We start from the raw sequence: 15546 nt of genomic DNA, 5'->3' as shown, positions 1-15546 counted from the left end.
AGACAAACCAGCTTATATGTATGGGGGTCTTTCAAGGGGGATAATTTAAATAAAAAACCCTTCCTCTTTCTGAGGAAGGGCAGTAAACATTGGTATATAACCAATATTAACGTTTTGAGAATTGTGGTGCACGACGCGCGCCTTTAAGACCGTATTTTTTACGTTCTTTCATGCGAGAGTCACGAGTTAACAATCCAGCACGTTTAAGTCCTGGACGGTTTTCTGGATCTACTTCAAGCAATGCACGAGCAATACCGTGACGGATTGCGCCTGCTTGGCCTGTGTAGCCACCGCCTTTAACGTTTACTAAAACGTCATAGCTGTTTGTAGTTTCAGTTACCACTAGAGGCTGCTTCACAACTTCGCGAAGTGCTTCAAATGGAATGTATTCTTCGATTTTACGATCGTTGATAATGATGCGGCCTTCACCTGGAATCAAACGCACACGAGCAACGGAGCTCTTACGTCGACCAGTACCGTAATATTGTACTTGTGCCAATGTTATATCCTCCTTTTAAATTAACCGCGAAGTTCTAGAACTTCTGGTTTTTGTGCTTGGTGCGGATGTTCAGCTCCAGCATAAACGTTTAATTTTTTGCCCATTTGGCGACCAAGAGATCCTTTTGGAAGCATGCCTTTGATTGCTTGCTCCAACATTTTCTCAGGGTAGTTAGTTCGCATTTCAAGAGCAGTTCTTGTTTTCAATCCACCTGGGTGCATGCTGTGACGGTAGTAAATTTTGTCAGTCAATTTCTTACCAGTCAATTCAATTTTAGATGCATTGATAATAATCACATGATCACCAGTGTCAACATGTGGAGTATAAGTTGGTTTGTGTTTACCTCTAAGAATTGAGGCTACTTCTGATGCAAGACGACCCAAAGTTTGACCTTCAGCATCGACAACGTACCATTTACGTTCTACATCACTAGCTTTCGCCATATACGTCGTACGCATTAATTTACCCTCCTAAAAATAATTCCTTGTTTTACATTTCAAAAATCCTTGTGGCTCTATCTAAACACGAAATAGTTTCCGGGGCTATTCTCGTGGTTTTAACATACCAAATGATATGATATACCGTTTTCGACCTAAAGTCAAGAAAATGTTACACCTGGATTAGTTGTTATGGCATAATCCACTTTCCACAGATATAATCCATGCCCCGGCGCTGTCTTTCCTGCCTGCACACGGTCCTTTGCAGCAAGGATCTTCTCCATCTCAGCAGGAGCTCTTCTGCCGCTTCCAACCTCTAGAAGAGTCCCTGTCAGGATACGGACCATATTGTACAAAAAGCCATCGCCTATGAATTGTATCACCAATTCATCATCGTTGGTGTTGAAAATAATTTCCTCAACCGTTCGAACCCTATCAATCACCTCTGTTTTGGCGGAACAGAAGCTCGTGAAGTCATGCGTGCCCGTTAAAAGCTGAGCGGCTTCCTTCATTGCCTCTAAATCAAGCGGGTATGGATAATGATAGGCATAGTGGCGCAGGAAAGGATCACGCTCTTCCTTAAGACTGATTCGATAGCGGTATTCTTTACGGATGCTATTGAAACGGGCATGGAAGGCCGTATCAACCGGTATAACATCCAGAATGGAGATATCATCAGGCAGCATCGCATTTAAGGCCTTCTTCCAGCGCTCAGCCGGTATTCCGAGGGCAGAATCAAAATGCACTACCTGCCCGCGTGCATGCACACCTGCGTCCGTTCGTCCGGACGCAGCTATCCGGATTGCCTGTCCCTTATGAATCTTACTCAAGGCTTCTTCAACCTCAAGCTGGACGGTTCGTTTGCCCGGCTGCACTTGATAGCCGGCAAAGCCTGTCCCATCATAAGCCAATGTACATTTATATCTTTGCATTGTCTTTTCCATTTATGATCGCGTCCATATTAGTAGTATCGTTAAGATAACAAGGGAGCCCATTAATAGAGTATCCCTCATATGCCAGGAGAGCGCTCTGTACTTTGTACGCCCTTCTCCGCCGCGATAGCCCCTTGCTTCCATAGCAACTGCAAGCTCTTCAGCACGCTTAAATGAGCCTACAAACAGCGGCACAAGCAATGGGACAACCGCCTGGAATCTCTCCTTCAGCGGTCCGCTGGAGAAATCCACACCCCTTGACGTCTGTGCCTTGACGATCTTATCCGTTTCCTCGAGTAAGGTTGGGATAAAGCGCAGGGAGATAGACATCATAAGTGCAAGCTCATGGACAGGGAATTTAACCTTCTTCAATGGGTTCAGCAAGGTCTCCAACCCATCAGTGATCTCAATCGGTGTGGTTGTCAGCGTCATGACGCTCGTAATGAGAATGAGCAGGGTAAAGCGCAGGGAGATAAAGACCCCCATCTTAATCCCTTCATCATATATATCCATCCCAAAGAGCGTGAAAACAACCTCTCCCCTCTTTGTAAAGAAGAGCTGGATAATCAACGTCAGGATTATAAGGAGGATAACCGGCTTTAAGCCTTGTATGATGAAGGAGGGTTTAATCTTTGTCAGGGCAATAACAATAAGCGTGAAAAGAATCAACAGCCCGTAGGATACCCAGTTATTCGCCAGAAAGACGATACAGATATAGATCAATACCATTAATAGCTTTGCCCTTGGGTCCATGCGGTGTATGACAGAATCCGATGGAACATAGCGTCCAATGATAAACTTGTCCATCATAGTTCGCCACCTCCGAGCACAGCTTTAATCTCTATCGCCAGCTCCTCCATCGACAGATGTCTCTTCGTCAATCTAAGGCCAGTCTTCTCTTCAAAGTCGAGCTGAAAACGAACAGTATCAGGCACAGCTAGTCCAAGTTCCATTAATTCTTCCGGCTCAGCAAAGATCTCAGAAGGGGGCGCCTTCTTAACGATTGTCCCCTTATTCATGATGACAAGTTCATCAGCATAGCGGGCTGCGTCCTCCATGCTGTGCGTTACAAGAATCGTTGTGATGCCTTTCTCCTTATGGAGCTTATAGAACATCTCCATGATCTCCTTGCGTCCTTTAGGGTCCAGCCCGGCTGTTGGCTCATCAAGAACGATGACCTCCGGCTCCATCGCAAGAACACCAGCAATCGCAACCCTTCTCATTTGCCCTCCTGATAAATCAAACGGAGATACATTCAGAAGGGATTCATGCAAGCCCACGAGCTCTAGCGCTGCCCTTGCTCTAGCTTTGGCTTCCTCTTCACTCACCCCAAAATTCATTGGCCCAAAGCAGATGTCCTTCTCAACCGTTTCTTCGAACAACTGGTGTTCTGGGAACTGAAAGACGATTCCGACCTGCTTACGAATGGCTTTTAGGTTCTTCATCTTCTTATCAGATGTTATCATTTGTTCCCCAATCGTAACCGACCCTTCCGAAGGCTTTAATAAGGCATTCAAATGCTGCAGCAGGGTAGACTTCCCAGATCCAGTGTGACCGATCACACCAATGAAGGAGCCAGAGGGGAATTCTACATTGATATCATGGATAGCCCTGAATTCAAATGGGGTACCCTCCTGATAAATATGTGCTACTTGTTTGAGCGATATTTGCATAGTTCATCCACCAGCCCTTCCTCAGTGATGTGATTGCTTACATCAAGCCCTTGCTCACGCAGGAGCTTGCCCATCTTCACAGAGAAGGGAATATCAAGTCCGAGCTTAATCAACTCTTCATCAAGAGCAAAAATCTCACTTGGTGTCCCTTCAGCAAAGATTTTCCCTTGATTAAGGACGATCATCCGATCTGCCCGTGCAGCCTCCTCCAAATCATGAGTAATGGAGATAACCGTTAAATTTCGGTCTGCCTTCAGCTGACGGATGGTCTCAAGCACCTCTGCTTTGCCCATCGGGTCAAGCATAGATGTTGCTTCATCCAATATGATGATGGACGGTCCAAGCGCTAGCACGCCTGCAATGGCTACACGCTGCTTCTGACCGCCAGACAAATGGTGCGGCTCTTGATTGAGAAAGCCATCCATGCGCACTTTTAAGAGCGCATCCTTAACCCGGCTTATCATGACTTCTCTTTCGATGCCGGCATTTTCCAAACCAAAAGCCACATCATCCACAACCGTCGTGCCGACAAATTGGTTATCGGGATTCTGAAAAACCATGCCAATTTGGCGTCTGATCTCCCATATATACTCCTCGCTCATGTCCATATCGCCAACCTTGATCTTCCCTTCACTTGGGAAATTCAGGCCAATTAAAAGCTTGGCCAAGGTCGATTTACCTGAACCATTATGTCCTACAATGGCCAGCCATTCTCCCTCGACAACGGAAAAAGAGATGCCGTCAAGGGCTTTTCTGGTGCTAGTATCATATTGAAAGGATACATTGCTTACTTCTGCCAACAGTTTCCTCATAACTTCCTCCATACGCTTCTCTATTCTCTGCTCTTCTCATTATATAGCTTTCTCCACTGTTTGCTTAATTTTAGGTATAAAAAAACGCTGCACCCCCTTCCGACAAGACCAGAGGTCCTCGGAATTAAGAACAGCATTCACCTTATCTTAACCACACGCGGACAACATACGTTTTGTCCGCAAATAGGGGTGCAAGAGCTAGACATGCTAACATTCAGATCGTCACCTAAATGTGAGCTATATCGTAACGCTCCGTCGTTTTTTGGATTTTTCAGTAAATAAGCTTAAAAGCATAAGCGCAACGTACCGCTGCGCTTCATGCTATAGGCTTGTCAAAAAGAGAATCAGAAGAGAGGATGAACTCTCCCTTGATTTCACTTATTAAACTAACTCGATGATTACCATTGGTGCAGCGTCACCGCGACGTGGACCAATTTTCATGATACGAGTGTAACCGCCTTGGCGCTCTTCATAACGAGGTGCGATTTCAGCGAATAATTTTTGAACAGCATCTTGGCCAGACTCTTCGTTTGCAACTTCGTTACGGATGTAAGCAGCTGCTTGACGACGAGCGTGTAAATCTCCACGTTTGCCTAGAGTGATCATTTTCTCAACTACTGAACGCAATTCTTTCGCACGAGTTTCAGTCGTTTCAATACGTTCGTTGATGATTAAATCAGTAGCCAAGTCACGTAGCATAGCTTTACGCTGTGCACTTGTACGTCCTAACTTTCTGTATGCCATGAAAGTTTCCCTCCTTTAGGTGAAATACGGATTGTATCTTATCTTTTATTAGTCGTCTTTACGCAGGGAAAGACCTAATTCTTCAAGCTTAGCTTTCACTTCTTCAAGTGATTTACGGCCAAGGTTACGAACCTTCATCATATCTTCTTCTGTTTTATTGGCAAGCTCTTGCACCGTGTTGATGCCAGCACGCTTCAAGCAGTTGTAAGAACGAACAGAAAGATCAAGCTCTTCGATTGTCATCTCAAGTACTTTTTCTTTTTGATCTTCTTCTTTTTCAACCATGATTTCAGCATTTTGAGCTTCATCCGTTAAACCAACAAAGATATTTAAATGCTCAGTAACGATCTTAGCGCCGAGCGCAATCGCTTCTTTTGGACCAGTACTTCCATCAGTCCATACATCAAGAGTCAACTTATCGAAATTAGTCAATTGACCAACACGCGTATTTTCTACTTGATAAGTCATGCGGGATACTGGAGTGTAAATAGAGTCAATTGGTATTACACCGATTGGTTGATCTTCACGTTTGTTTTGATCAGCCGGCGTGTAGCCTCTTCCGCGTTTAGCCACTAAGCGCATGCGCAAGTGTGCTTTCTTGGATAGATGAGCAATGAGAAGATCCGGATTAAGGATTTCTACGTCACTATCATGTGTAATATCAGCAGCCGTTACAGCTCCTTCACCTTGAACATCAATTTCAAGGGTTTTTTCCTCATCGGAATAAATCTTCAATGCGAGCTTCTTGATATTTAGGATGATAGCTGTTACATCTTCTTCTACACCCTCAATAGTAGAGAACTCATGGAGTACACCATCAATTTGAATAGATGTAACGGCAGCACCAGGCAATGAGGATAATAGGATACGACGTAAGGAGTTACCCAGAGTTGTTCCATATCCACGCTCAAGTGGTTCAACGATAAACTTCCCATATTTTCCGTCTTCGCTGATTTGAACCGTTTCAATTTTTGGTTTTTCTATCTCGATCATTCAACAATACCCTCCTTCAAAACGTCGAAACCCCGGCTAGAAGAAGGTAGTGGTTTCGATCTAACCGAAATTCCCCAATATAGACTCCCGAATGTGCGCAACTTACTGATGACTTTCTTAAATAAGAAAACCTTTCTATTATCCCATTATAGACAGGGATATAAAATCTATTCAAACAAAATTACACACGACGGCGTTTTGGTGGGCGGCAACCATTATGAGGAACTGGAGTTACATCTTTAATAGCTGTAACTTCAAGACCAGCTGCTTGTAAAGCACGGATAGCTGCTTCACGACCAGAACCAGGTCCTTTTACAGTTACTTCTAAAGTTTTCATACCGTGTTCCATTGATGTTTTAGCTGCAGTTTCTGCTGCCATCTGAGCAGCGAACGGAGTTGACTTACGGGAACCTCTGAAGCCAAGTGCACCAGCACTAGACCAAGAAATCGCATTTCCGTGTGCGTCAGTAATAGTAACGATAGTGTTATTAAAAGTAGAACGAATGTGGGCGATACCAGATTCTACGTTCTTTTTCACGCGACGTTTGCGTGTATTCGTTTTGCGTGCCATGTCGACAAAACCTCCTCACTTATTATTTTTTCTTGTTAGCTACAGTTTTACGTGGGCCTTTACGAGTACGAGCGTTGTTTTTCGTGTTTTGTCCACGAACAGGAAGTCCTCTTCTGTGGCGAAGTCCACGGTAGCATCCGATTTCCATTAGACGTTTGATGTTAAGGGAAACTTCACGGCGAAGGTCACCTTCTACTTTGTAACCGTCGATGATTTCACGGATTTTGTTCAACTCGTCTTCAGTAAGATCGCGTACGCGAGTATCTTGAGAAACACCAGCTTCTGCAAGAACTTTTTCAGCAGTTGGTCTGCCAATACCGAAAATATAAGTTAAAGAAATAACAACTCGTTTGTCACGAGGAATATCTACTCCAGCAATACGTGCCATTTATATGCGCACCTCCTTTATTATTACCCTTGTTTTTGCTTATGCTTTGGGTTTTCACAAATAACCATTACTTTACCGTTTCTACGGATAACTTTACATTTTTCGCAGATTGGTTTTACTGATGGTCTGACTTTCATTGTTTTCCCTCCTTATAAAATGCGGAGTGCAACCGAGATTATTTAAAACGATACGTTATTCTTCCGCGGGTTAAGTCATAAGGAGATAGCTCAACCGTCACTTTGTCACCAGGCAGAATTCGAATGAAGTGCATTCTAATTTTGCCGGACACATGAGCAAGGACAGTATGGCCATTCTCTAATTCCACTTTAAACATAGCGTTTGGTAAAGTCTCAGTAACTGTACCCTCAACTTCAATAACATCATCTTTTGCCATTACAGTTCTTCTCCCTTCTTCTCTAGGCTTTTCAAAAAATATGTCAATGCGTAACGGAGTTTTCCGTTCGTGACGCGACCTGTTTCCCCTAAGCTATTCTCCACCTCAGGAGAATGAGCTTCATAAAAATGCAAATGAAGCATGTTCTTTCGCTTCGCGCGATCAAACTTACGCCTGTCACCGTCAGCGATCCAAACAAACTTTTCATCAGCAATTCTCACAACGATGGCATATTGATCTGTGTCCCTGCCTTGAGTGACACGCACAAATTGTCCCAACCGGGGAGATCTTTCCTCATGGATCAATCAAGATCACCTACAATTAAACTAACGTTAAGATTTCATAGCCTTCTTCGGTAATCGCAACGGTGTGCTCAAAATGGGCACAATTCCTGCCATCAACCGTGACCACCGTCCAGTTATCCGACAACGTCTGGACGTAGCGGCTGCCGGCATTGACCATTGGCTCCACACAAATCACCATTCCCGGCTTCAGCCTTGGACCTTTATTAGGCGGGCCAAAGTGCGGCAATTGCGGTGCTTCATGTAAGTCTTGACCGATTCCGTGTCCGACATACTCTCTTACTATAGAAAAGCCGTTTTCCTCGACATATGTTTGAATAGCATGTGAGATATTAGAGAGACGTTGGCCTGGCTTTATTTCCGAAATCCCCTTAAAAAGGGACGTTTCTGTTACTTGAAGCAGTCTCCTAGTATCATCATCGATTTCTCCAACAGGATAAGTCCATGCTGAATCACCGTGATAACCATTGAGCTTAGCGCCTATATCAATACTGATTATATCGCCGTCCTTCAATGTTTTTTTACCAGGAATGCCATGTACAAGCTCGTTATTAACGGATGTACAAATGCTGCCACGAAAACCATTATACCCTTTAAAGGACGGAATTGCACCATGTTTGCAGATAAACTCATCTGCGATTGCATCCAATTCCTTTGTAGTAATGCCAGGCTGAATATATTTTTGCAGCTCTTGGTGTGTGAGCGCAACTAAACGGCCGGCTTCACGCATGATCGCAATCTCGCGTGGGGTTTTACAAATGATCATCGAGACAAGCTCCCGAGCAGCTCTTCTATATCCGCGAAGACTTTTTCAATCGGTTGCTGTCCGTCAAGATTTCGTAAATAACCTTTTCCTTCATAGAAGGTAATCAGTGGCTGCGACTGTTGAATGTTAACATCGAGACGGGTCTGAACCGTTGCCTCGTTGTCATCCGCTCTTTGGTACAACTCTCCCCCACAGCGGTCGCACACGCCTTCTTTGGCTGGAGGATTGAATACTAGATGGTAAGTAGCACCGCATGCCTTGCAGATGCGTCGGCCTGTCAAGCGCTCCATTAGTATGCTTTTATCTACTTCTATATTAATGACATAGTCTAATTGCCGATCCATTTCAGCGAGAAGCGCTTCAAGTGCTTCAGCTTGAGCAACTGTACGAGGGAATCCATCAAGCAAGAATCCTTTTTGGCAGTCATCCTTAGCTAAACGCTCGCGTACAATTCCGATGGTAACTTCATCAGGAACAAGCTCGCCTTTATCCATATAGGATTTCGCCTCAAGACCAAGCGGAGTTTCATCCTTCATTGCTGCCCGAAACATATCTCCAGTAGAGATATGAGGGATATGGTATTCTTCTACTATTCTTTCTGCTTGAGTGCCTTTACCGGCGCCTGGCAGTCCCATTAATACAAGATTCACACTTTTTCCCCCTAAACAATAATAGGCTTGGGGAGCATAAATGTCCCCGAAACCTTTTATTTAATAAATCCTTTGTAATGTCTCTTCACTAACTGTGATTCTAATTGCTTCATTGTATCTAAGGCGACACCTACTACAATCAGAAGACTTGTTCCGCCAATTTGGGCAGAAGACGGAAGGTCAGCCAACTTAGTAAATAGTACCGGAAGTATAGCAATAAATGCAAGGAATAGCGCCCCGACGAAAGTCAATCGGTACAATACGCGAGTAAAGTATTCCCGAGTGGCATTACCCGGACGAATTCCTGGTACATATCCTCCCTGCTTCTTCAAGTTCTCGGACAGCTGTTCCGGGTTAACTTGAATGAAAGCATAAAAATAGGAGAAAGCAATGATCAAAGCAATGTAGAGAATCATCCCAACCGGGCGAGTGTAATCAAATGTATTCGTGATCCACGTCGTCACACTGTTCTCTCCGAAGAAAGAGGCGATCGTCGGTGGAGTGATAATGAAGGAAACAGCAAAGATTACCGGTATTACACCAGCAGAGTTAACTTTCAAAGGCAAGTGAGTATTATGTCCACCAACCGGGCCTTTGCCAGCAACCTGCTTCGCATATTGGATAGGTACTTTTCTGTTTGCTTGCTGAATGAAGATAACTCCAACAATGATTGCGATGATTGCCAAAACAATCAAGACTGCAATAACAATGTTTAGGAACAGAGCATCACCAGCATCTTCGAACATTGTTGCATATACTTGGTTAAGTGTAGAAGGGATTGCGGAAACAATACCTGCGAAGATAATGATCGAAATCCCATTTCCAACACCATTAGATGTGATTTGTTCACCGAGCCACAATAAGAATGCGGTACCGGCTGTTAATACTGTTGCAATCAACAGATACGTCGTAATTCCTGGGTTTTCTATCAAAGCTCCATTAGCCATGTTGTTAAAACCGTATGACATACCGAGAGCTTGGATAAATCCAAGCACAATCGTTCCATAGCGGGTAAACTGAGCTAATTTACGCCGTCCAACCTCACCTTGCTTAGACCATTCAGCGAATTTAGGGACAACATCCATCTGCAAGAGCTGGATGATGATCGATGCCGTGATATACGGCATGATACCCATCGCTAAAATAGAAAAGTTGCTAAGAGCTCCGCCTCCGAAGAAGTTAAGAACTCCAAAAACGCTTAACTGATCGCTCATATTGAGTATCTCAGCATTCACACCCGGAACCGGGATGAAGGTGCCGATGCGATAAATTACTAGCATAGCAAGAGTGAAGAGAATTTTGTTCCTGATATCTTTCACTCGCATGAAATTACGTAATGTACGGAACATTAAATCACCTCAGTTTTACCGCCTGCGGCTTCAATCGCTTCTTTTGCAGCAGCAGAGAATTTATGAGCTTTTACAGTTAACTTTTTCTCTACATTACCTTTAGCAAGAATTTTGATTCCTGCTTTTTCGCTTTTCACAACACCTGTTTCGATTAACAATTCAGGTGTTACTTCAGTACCATCTTCAAAGCGGTTAAGCTTTTCTAGGTTTACGGCTGCAAATTCTTTACGATGAATATTAGTGAATCCACGTTTTGGCAAACGTCTGAATAGAGGAGTTTGACCCCCTTCAAATCCAAGGCGAACACCACCGCCAGAGCGGGCATTTTGACCTTTGTGACCTTTAGTAGCGGTTTTACCGTGACCAGAACCAATACCGCGACCTACACGTTTGCGCGCTTTACGAGAACCTTCTGCAGGTTTTAATTCGTGAAGTTTCATGCTGGCACCTCCTTATATCAACGTTAGTTAGCATTAAATTTCTTTAACAGTTACAAGGTGTGAAACCTTGTTGATCATACCGCGAATAGCATCGTTGTCGTTATGCACTACAGTTTGGTGCATTTTCTTAAGACCAAGAGTATTCACTGTTACGCGTTGGTCTTCGGAACGGCCGATTAAACTACGCGTGAGGGTAATTTCCAATTTCTTTGCCATTTGATTTCCCTCCTTATCCTAACAGTTCCTCTACTGACTTACCACGCAATTTAGCCACTTCTTCAGCGGATTTCAATTGCTTGATACCATCAATAGTAGCACGAACCATATTGATTGGTGTGTTAGAGCCAAGAGACTTGGAAAGGATATCAGCAATACCTGCTAATTCAAGTACCGCACGAACTGGGCCACCAGCGATAACTCCAGTACCTTCAGAAGCTGGCTTCATTAGGATTTCACCAGATCCGAAACGTCCGATAACTTCGTGAGGAATTGTAACTCCAACCATTGGTACAGTCACCAAGTTTTTCTTCGCATCCTCGATAGCCTTGCGGATTGCATCAGGTACCTCTTGAGCTTTACCAGTACCGAATCCTACATGGCCGTTCTTATCTCCTACTACTACTAGAGCAGTGAAACGGAAACGACGTCCGCCTTTTACTACTTTAGCAACGCGGTTAACCGTAACTACGCGTTCTTCTAGTTCTAATTTATTTGGATCAATGCGACGCATCTAATATGTCCCTCCTTTATCTATTAGAATTGTAATCCGTTTTCACGTGCAGCATCTGCAAGTGCTTGTATGCGTCCGTGGTAAAGGTATCCTCCACGGTCAAAAACTACTTCGGAAACGCCTTTTTCTACAGCGCGTTTAGCGATTAATGCGCCAACTGCTTTAGCTGCATCCACATTGCTTGTGGCGTCAAGGCTAATTTCTTTATCAAGAGTTGATGCACTAGCCAATGTAACACCATTAGCATCATCAATAAGCTGTGCGTAAATGTGCTTATTGGATCGGAAAACATTCAAACGCGGACGAGCAGCAGTGCCAGCGAGCTTAGCGCGAACACGTGCATGTCTTTTCTTACGAGTAGCGTTTTTGTTAGCCTTCGTGATCATTTACGACACTCCTTTCCTAAGCTTTAGGGCCTTACTTACCTGTTTTACCTTCTTTACGACGAACATGTTCGCCTTCGTAACGAATACCTTTACCTTTGTAAGGTTCTGGTGGACGTACATCGCGGATGTTAGCAGCTAATGCGCCAACACGCTCTTTGTCAGTACCTTTGATACTAATTTTTGTGTTAGCAGGAACTTCGATTTCAATTCCTTCTTCTGGTTCGATCTCTACTGGGTGAGAATATCCTACATTCAATACAAGCTTTTTACCTTGTTTTTGAGCACGATATCCGACACCAATCAACTCAAGGTTTCTTTCGAATCCTTTAGAGACACCTTCAACCATGTTTGCGATAATAGCGCGTGTAGTTCCGTGCAATGAACGATGAAGCTTCTCATCGCTTGGACGGTTTACAACTACGTTGTTATCTTCTACTTTAATTTCGATATCAGAGTGAAAAGTACGAGTCAATTCACCTTTTGGTCCTTTAACAGTTACTGTATGACCGTTCAATGTAACTGTAACTCCAGCTGGAATTTCTACAGGTTTTCTACCTACGCGGGACATTTCGTGCACCTCCATTCATAAGTGAAATGTTTATTACCATACGTACGCGATTACTTCTCCGCCAATTTTCTTAGCGCGTGCTTCTTTATCAGAAATAACACCTTGAGAAGTAGACACGATTGCAATACCTAGTCCGTTTAATACGCGTGGAACATCGTCTGCTTTAGCGTATACACGAAGACCTGGTTTACTGATACGTTTGATACCAGTGATTACGCGCTCATTGTTAGCGCCGTATTTTAAGAAGATACGCAAGATACCTTGTTTATTATCTTCGATGAATTCTACGTCACGGATGAAGCCTTCACGTTTCAAGATCTCAGCAACATCTTTTTTCATTTTGGAAGCTGGAACTTCCAATTTCTCGTGACGAACCATGTTCGCATTACGAATGCGAGTTAGCAAATCTGCAATTGGATCTGTCATTACCACAATGATAACCTCCTTCCCGGTTTCGGGTTTTACCAGCTAGCTTTTTTAACGCCTGGAATTTGTCCTTTATATGCTAGTTCACGGAAACAAATACGGCAAAGTTTAAATTTGCGGTATACAGAATGCGGACGACCACAACGTTCGCAACGTGTGTACTCTTGTACTTTAAACTTCGGTGTACGTTGTTGTTTCACGATCATTGATTTCTTAGCCACTTTTTCGCCTCCCTTATTTAGCGATTACTTTTGGAATGGCATTCCGAATTGACCTAGAAGCTCACGAGCTTCTTCGTCAGTGTTAGCAGTCGTTACGATAACAATGTCCATGCCTCGAACTTTGTTTACTTTATCGTAGTCGATTTCAGGGAAAATCAGCTGTTCCTTAACACCTAGTGTGTAGTTACCGCGTCCGTCGAATGCTTTTTTGGAGATTCCACGGAAGTCACGTACACGTGGTAAGGATACGGAAATTAATTTGTCAAGGAACTCATACATACGCTCACCGCGAAGAGTTACTTTACAACCGATTGCCATACCTTCACGAAGACGGAAACCAGCGATAGATTTTTTAGCTTTTGTTACAACTGGTTTTTGACCAGTGATCGTTGCTAATTCTTCTACAGCTACATCCAATGCTTTCGCGTTTTGAACAGCATCGCCGACACCCATATTCACAACGATTTTCTCAAGTTTTGGTACTTGCATTACAGAACTATAGTTAAACTTGCTCATAAGAGCAGGAGTGATTTCTTTTTGATATTTTTCCTTAAGGCGGTTCATTTGTTGTACCTCCCTTCGTTTATGACTTATTTATCTAAGGATTCACCTGATTTTTTTGCTACACGTACTTTTTTGCCGTCAACTGTTTGGTATCCTACGCGGGTAGGGTTCCCAGTTTTAGGGTCAATAATCATAACGTTGGAAACATGAATCGCTGCTTCCTGATCGAAGATACCACCTTGTGGATTCGCTTGGGAAGGTTTAGCGTGTTTCTTAACAATGTTTACACCTTCAACAAGAACGCGGTCTTTTTTAGGGTATGCTTCAAGCACTACGCCTTGTTTACCTTTATCCTTGCCAGAGATGACGATAACTTTATCACCTTTTTTTACATGCACGAGATTCGCACCTCCTTGATCTTTCTCTATACAACCGTTTATTAAAGAACTTCAGGAGCTAATGAAACGATTTTCATGAAGTTGTTGTCGCGTAGTTCACGAGCAACTGGTCCGAAAATACGTGTTCCACGAGGGCTCTTGTCATCACGAATAATCACGCATGCATTTTCGTCGAAGCGAATGTAAGAACCATCTGTACGACGAACGCCGCGTTTAGTACGAACAACAACTGCCTTCACAACGTCACCTTTTTTAACAACGCCTCCTGGTGTTGCCTGTTTGACCGTACATACGATTACATCACCAATGTTAGCTGTCTTTCTACCAGAACCACCGAGAACTTTAATTGTAAGTACTTCACGAGCACCAGAGTTGTCAGCTACTTTCAAACGAGATTCCTGTTGAATCATCTGCGTAACCTCCCTTCGGAATTACTTAATCCGAAACTTTTATATTAAATGATAACCGCTTTTTCTACAACTTCCACTAAACGGAAACGTTTAGTTGCGGATAACGGGCGAGTTTCCATAATTTTAACGATATCGCCAACTTTTGCTTCATTCATTTCATCATGAGCTTTGTATTTTTTGGAGTATTTCACGCGTTTGCCATACAAAGGATGTGTTTTCTTTGTTTCAACGACAACTGTGATCGTCTTATCCATTTTGTCAGAAACAACACGGCCAGTGTATACTTTGCGCTGGTTGCGTTCACTCATTATGTGAACCTCCTCTCATTAATTGTTTACGCCGAGCTCTCTTTCACGTACAACTGTTTTCATACGAGCAATCGCTTTACGAACTTCACGAATGCGCGCTGGGTTTTCCAATTGTCCAGTAGCAAGCTGGAAGCGAAGGTTGAAAAGCTCTTCTTTGAGTGCTTTAAGTTTTTGTTCTATTTCGGCAGTGGTTAAATCACGGATCTCATTAGATTTCATTCTGCTTCACCACCAATTTCTTCACGTTTTACAAACTTACATTTTACAGGAAGTTTGTGTGATGCTAGTCGAAGTGCTTCACGAGCTACCTCTTCAGATACTCCAGCAATTTCGAACATAATTTTACCTGGTTTTACTACTGCAACCCATCCTTCAGGCGCCCCTTTACCGGAACCCATACGTACTTCTAAAGGTTTTGCAGTGTAAGGCTTGTGAGGGAAAATTTTGATCCAAACTTTACCGCCACGTTTCATATAACGAGTCATCGCGATACGTGCAGCTTCGATTTGACGGTTTGTGATCCAAGAAGCTTCAAGAGCTTGTAAACCGAATTCACCGAATGCAACTTCAGTACCGCCTTTAGCACGGCCTCTCATCTTTCCGCGGTGTTCACGGCGATGTTTTACGCGTTTAGGCAATAACATA

Annotated in this window: 29 protein-coding genes; all 29 read right to left on the bottom strand. The window is 43.5% G+C overall.

Annotation, left to right across the window (positions count from 1 at the left end):
* Nucleotides 1-106: 106 nt before the first annotated feature.
* The 29 genes from rpsI to rplP all read right to left on the bottom strand — a co-directional run bounded on the left by rpsI (nt 107) and on the right by rplP (nt 15545).
* Nucleotides 107-499 carry a 30S ribosomal protein S9 gene (rpsI, locus tag ACY8DX_RS00840; RefSeq protein WP_049672514.1) on the bottom strand — a complete coding sequence of 131 codons (393 nt, stop codon included), beginning with the start codon at nt 497-499 and terminating at the stop codon, nt 107-109.
* 20 nt (nt 500-519) lie between these two features.
* Nucleotides 520-957, bottom strand: coding sequence for a 50S ribosomal protein L13 (gene rplM, locus ACY8DX_RS00835; RefSeq protein WP_049672515.1), 438 nt, complete (start codon nt 955-957; stop codon nt 520-522).
* Between the two features lie 140 nt (nt 958-1097).
* Nucleotides 1098-1868, bottom strand: a complete 771-nt coding sequence (truA, locus tag ACY8DX_RS00830; protein ID WP_462406875.1) for a tRNA pseudouridine(38-40) synthase TruA — start codon at nt 1866-1868, stop codon at nt 1098-1100.
* A 12-nt stretch (nt 1869-1880) separates the two neighbouring features.
* Nucleotides 1881-2678, bottom strand: a complete 798-nt coding sequence (locus ACY8DX_RS00825; RefSeq protein WP_462406045.1) for an energy-coupling factor transporter transmembrane component T family protein — start codon at nt 2676-2678, stop codon at nt 1881-1883.
* On the bottom strand, nt 2675-3541 hold the full coding sequence (locus tag ACY8DX_RS00820; protein ID WP_462406044.1) for an energy-coupling factor ABC transporter ATP-binding protein: 867 nt from the start codon (nt 3539-3541) through the stop codon (nt 2675-2677). The genes ACY8DX_RS00825 and ACY8DX_RS00820 overlap by 4 nt, the downstream gene beginning before the upstream one ends.
* Entirely contained in the window at nt 3517-4353 is an 837-nt protein-coding gene (locus ACY8DX_RS00815) for an energy-coupling factor ABC transporter ATP-binding protein (protein ID WP_462406043.1), read from the bottom strand. Before ACY8DX_RS00815 ends, ACY8DX_RS00820 begins: the two co-directional genes overlap by 25 nt.
* A gap of 381 nt (nt 4354-4734) precedes the next feature.
* Nucleotides 4735-5097 carry a 50S ribosomal protein L17 gene (rplQ, locus tag ACY8DX_RS00810; RefSeq protein ID WP_049672519.1) on the bottom strand — a complete coding sequence of 121 codons (363 nt, stop codon included), beginning with the start codon at nt 5095-5097 and terminating at the stop codon, nt 4735-4737.
* 48 nt (nt 5098-5145) lie between these two features.
* The gene (locus ACY8DX_RS00805; RefSeq protein ID WP_049672520.1) at nt 5146-6090 is read right to left on the bottom strand and encodes a DNA-directed RNA polymerase subunit alpha; all 945 of its coding nucleotides are present in this window, start codon (nt 6088-6090) and stop codon (nt 5146-5148) included.
* A 181-nt stretch (nt 6091-6271) separates the two neighbouring features.
* The gene (rpsK, locus tag ACY8DX_RS00800; protein ID WP_049672521.1) at nt 6272-6661 is read right to left on the bottom strand and encodes a 30S ribosomal protein S11; all 390 of its coding nucleotides are present in this window, start codon (nt 6659-6661) and stop codon (nt 6272-6274) included.
* Between the two features lie 22 nt (nt 6662-6683).
* Nucleotides 6684-7049, bottom strand: coding sequence for a 30S ribosomal protein S13 (gene rpsM, locus ACY8DX_RS00795; protein WP_049672522.1), 366 nt, complete (start codon nt 7047-7049; stop codon nt 6684-6686).
* 23 nt (nt 7050-7072) lie between these two features.
* Nucleotides 7073-7186, bottom strand: coding sequence for a 50S ribosomal protein L36 (gene rpmJ, locus ACY8DX_RS00790; protein ID WP_017473641.1), 114 nt, complete (start codon nt 7184-7186; stop codon nt 7073-7075).
* A 38-nt stretch (nt 7187-7224) separates the two neighbouring features.
* The gene (gene infA / locus ACY8DX_RS00785) at nt 7225-7443 is read right to left on the bottom strand and encodes a translation initiation factor IF-1 (protein WP_040372572.1); all 219 of its coding nucleotides are present in this window, start codon (nt 7441-7443) and stop codon (nt 7225-7227) included.
* Nucleotides 7443-7748 (bottom strand): KOW domain-containing RNA-binding protein, encoded by a 306-nt coding sequence (locus ACY8DX_RS00780; protein WP_049672523.1) that lies wholly within the window; start codon nt 7746-7748, stop codon nt 7443-7445. The genes infA and ACY8DX_RS00780 overlap by 1 nt, the downstream gene beginning before the upstream one ends.
* Before the next feature lie 16 nt (nt 7749-7764).
* Complete coding sequence (gene map / locus ACY8DX_RS00775) at nt 7765-8511, bottom strand: type I methionyl aminopeptidase (RefSeq protein WP_049672524.1); 747 nt, start codon at nt 8509-8511, stop codon at nt 7765-7767.
* Entirely contained in the window at nt 8508-9161 is a 654-nt protein-coding gene (locus ACY8DX_RS00770; protein ID WP_462406042.1) for an adenylate kinase, read from the bottom strand. The genes map and ACY8DX_RS00770 overlap by 4 nt, the downstream gene beginning before the upstream one ends.
* Before the next feature lie 56 nt (nt 9162-9217).
* Nucleotides 9218-10510: a preprotein translocase subunit SecY gene (secY, locus tag ACY8DX_RS00765; RefSeq protein WP_049672526.1), complete on the bottom strand. Its 1293-nt coding sequence runs from the start codon at nt 10508-10510 to the stop codon at nt 9218-9220.
* Entirely contained in the window at nt 10510-10950 is a 441-nt protein-coding gene (gene rplO, locus ACY8DX_RS00760) for a 50S ribosomal protein L15 (protein ID WP_049672527.1), read from the bottom strand. The genes secY and rplO overlap by 1 nt, the downstream gene beginning before the upstream one ends.
* Before the next feature lie 33 nt (nt 10951-10983).
* Entirely contained in the window at nt 10984-11166 is a 183-nt protein-coding gene (gene rpmD / locus ACY8DX_RS00755) for a 50S ribosomal protein L30 (protein WP_049672528.1), read from the bottom strand.
* Between the two features lie 13 nt (nt 11167-11179).
* Nucleotides 11180-11680 carry a 30S ribosomal protein S5 gene (gene rpsE / locus ACY8DX_RS00750; RefSeq protein ID WP_049672529.1) on the bottom strand — a complete coding sequence of 167 codons (501 nt, stop codon included), beginning with the start codon at nt 11678-11680 and terminating at the stop codon, nt 11180-11182.
* Nucleotides 11681-11703: 23 nt separating this feature from the next.
* Complete coding sequence (gene rplR, locus ACY8DX_RS00745; RefSeq protein ID WP_049672530.1) at nt 11704-12066, bottom strand: 50S ribosomal protein L18; 363 nt, start codon at nt 12064-12066, stop codon at nt 11704-11706.
* Nucleotides 12067-12097: 31 nt separating this feature from the next.
* Nucleotides 12098-12634 carry a 50S ribosomal protein L6 gene (gene rplF, locus ACY8DX_RS00740; RefSeq protein WP_049672531.1) on the bottom strand — a complete coding sequence of 179 codons (537 nt, stop codon included), beginning with the start codon at nt 12632-12634 and terminating at the stop codon, nt 12098-12100.
* A gap of 33 nt (nt 12635-12667) precedes the next feature.
* Nucleotides 12668-13066 (bottom strand): 30S ribosomal protein S8, encoded by a 399-nt coding sequence (rpsH, locus tag ACY8DX_RS00735; protein WP_049672532.1) that lies wholly within the window; start codon nt 13064-13066, stop codon nt 12668-12670.
* 29 nt (nt 13067-13095) lie between these two features.
* Entirely contained in the window at nt 13096-13281 is a 186-nt protein-coding gene (gene rpsN, locus ACY8DX_RS00730) for a 30S ribosomal protein S14 (RefSeq protein WP_053591330.1), read from the bottom strand.
* Between the two features lie 24 nt (nt 13282-13305).
* Complete coding sequence (gene rplE / locus ACY8DX_RS00725) at nt 13306-13845, bottom strand: 50S ribosomal protein L5 (protein WP_049672533.1); 540 nt, start codon at nt 13843-13845, stop codon at nt 13306-13308.
* 26 nt (nt 13846-13871) lie between these two features.
* Complete coding sequence (rplX, locus tag ACY8DX_RS00720) at nt 13872-14183, bottom strand: 50S ribosomal protein L24 (RefSeq protein ID WP_049672534.1); 312 nt, start codon at nt 14181-14183, stop codon at nt 13872-13874.
* A 41-nt stretch (nt 14184-14224) separates the two neighbouring features.
* The gene (gene rplN, locus ACY8DX_RS00715) at nt 14225-14593 is read right to left on the bottom strand and encodes a 50S ribosomal protein L14 (RefSeq protein ID WP_049672535.1); all 369 of its coding nucleotides are present in this window, start codon (nt 14591-14593) and stop codon (nt 14225-14227) included.
* Between the two features lie 44 nt (nt 14594-14637).
* Nucleotides 14638-14901 (bottom strand): 30S ribosomal protein S17, encoded by a 264-nt coding sequence (gene rpsQ / locus ACY8DX_RS00710; protein WP_049672536.1) that lies wholly within the window; start codon nt 14899-14901, stop codon nt 14638-14640.
* Between the two features lie 18 nt (nt 14902-14919).
* A complete protein-coding gene (gene rpmC, locus ACY8DX_RS00705) occupies nt 14920-15120 on the bottom strand; it encodes a 50S ribosomal protein L29 (RefSeq protein ID WP_049672537.1) in 201 nt (66 codons plus the stop codon).
* Nucleotides 15117-15545, bottom strand: a complete 429-nt coding sequence (gene rplP / locus ACY8DX_RS00700; protein WP_049672538.1) for a 50S ribosomal protein L16 — start codon at nt 15543-15545, stop codon at nt 15117-15119. Before rplP ends, rpmC begins: the two co-directional genes overlap by 4 nt.
* Nucleotide 15546: the final 1 nt, after the last annotated feature.

Source organism: Gracilibacillus sp. Marseille-QA3620, from assembly GCF_054950035.1.
This window is presented reverse-complemented; position numbering and strand designations above follow the sequence as displayed.

Excerpts from the sequence above, each read along its gene's own strand:
- rplM (WP_049672515.1), bottom strand. The coding sequence starts at position 957 with ATGCGTACGACGTATATGGCGAAAGCTAGTGATGTAGAACGTAAATGG.
- truA (WP_462406875.1), bottom strand. The coding sequence starts at position 1,868 with ATGCAAAGATATAAATGTACATTGGCTTATGATGGGACAGGCTTTGCC.
- ACY8DX_RS00825 (WP_462406045.1), bottom strand. The coding sequence starts at position 2,678 with ATGATGGACAAGTTTATCATTGGACGCTATGTTCCATCGGATTCTGTC.
- ACY8DX_RS00820 (WP_462406044.1), bottom strand. The coding sequence starts at position 3,541 with ATGCAAATATCGCTCAAACAAGTAGCACATATTTATCAGGAGGGTACC.
- ACY8DX_RS00815 (WP_462406043.1), bottom strand. The coding sequence starts at position 4,353 with ATGAGGAAACTGTTGGCAGAAGTAAGCAATGTATCCTTTCAATATGAT.
- rplQ (WP_049672519.1), bottom strand. The coding sequence starts at position 5,097 with ATGGCATACAGAAAGTTAGGACGTACAAGTGCACAGCGTAAAGCTATG.
- ACY8DX_RS00805 (WP_049672520.1), bottom strand. The coding sequence starts at position 6,090 with ATGATCGAGATAGAAAAACCAAAAATTGAAACGGTTCAAATCAGCGAA.
- rpsK (WP_049672521.1), bottom strand. The coding sequence starts at position 6,661 with ATGGCACGCAAAACGAATACACGCAAACGTCGCGTGAAAAAGAACGTA.
- rpsM (WP_049672522.1), bottom strand. The coding sequence starts at position 7,049 with ATGGCACGTATTGCTGGAGTAGATATTCCTCGTGACAAACGAGTTGTT.
- rpmJ (WP_017473641.1), bottom strand. The coding sequence starts at position 7,186 with ATGAAAGTCAGACCATCAGTAAAACCAATCTGCGAAAAATGTAAAGTT.
- infA (WP_040372572.1), bottom strand. The coding sequence starts at position 7,443 with ATGGCAAAAGATGATGTTATTGAAGTTGAGGGTACAGTTACTGAGACT.
- map (WP_049672524.1), bottom strand. The coding sequence starts at position 8,511 with ATGATCATTTGTAAAACCCCACGCGAGATTGCGATCATGCGTGAAGCC.
- secY (WP_049672526.1), bottom strand. The coding sequence starts at position 10,510 with ATGTTCCGTACATTACGTAATTTCATGCGAGTGAAAGATATCAGGAAC.
- rplO (WP_049672527.1), bottom strand. The coding sequence starts at position 10,950 with ATGAAACTTCACGAATTAAAACCTGCAGAAGGTTCTCGTAAAGCGCGC.
- rpmD (WP_049672528.1), bottom strand. The coding sequence starts at position 11,166 with ATGGCAAAGAAATTGGAAATTACCCTCACGCGTAGTTTAATCGGCCGT.
- rpsE (WP_049672529.1), bottom strand. The coding sequence starts at position 11,680 with ATGCGTCGCATTGATCCAAATAAATTAGAACTAGAAGAACGCGTAGTT.
- rplR (WP_049672530.1), bottom strand. The coding sequence starts at position 12,066 with ATGATCACGAAGGCTAACAAAAACGCTACTCGTAAGAAAAGACATGCA.
- rplF (WP_049672531.1), bottom strand. The coding sequence starts at position 12,634 with ATGTCCCGCGTAGGTAGAAAACCTGTAGAAATTCCAGCTGGAGTTACA.
- rplE (WP_049672533.1), bottom strand. The coding sequence starts at position 13,845 with ATGAACCGCCTTAAGGAAAAATATCAAAAAGAAATCACTCCTGCTCTT.
- rplN (WP_049672535.1), bottom strand. The coding sequence starts at position 14,593 with ATGATTCAACAGGAATCTCGTTTGAAAGTAGCTGACAACTCTGGTGCT.
- rpsQ (WP_049672536.1), bottom strand. The coding sequence starts at position 14,901 with ATGAGTGAACGCAACCAGCGCAAAGTATACACTGGCCGTGTTGTTTCT.
- rpmC (WP_049672537.1), bottom strand. The coding sequence starts at position 15,120 with ATGAAATCTAATGAGATCCGTGATTTAACCACTGCCGAAATAGAACAA.
- rplP (WP_049672538.1), bottom strand. The coding sequence starts at position 15,545 with ATGTTATTGCCTAAACGCGTAAAACATCGCCGTGAACACCGCGGAAAG.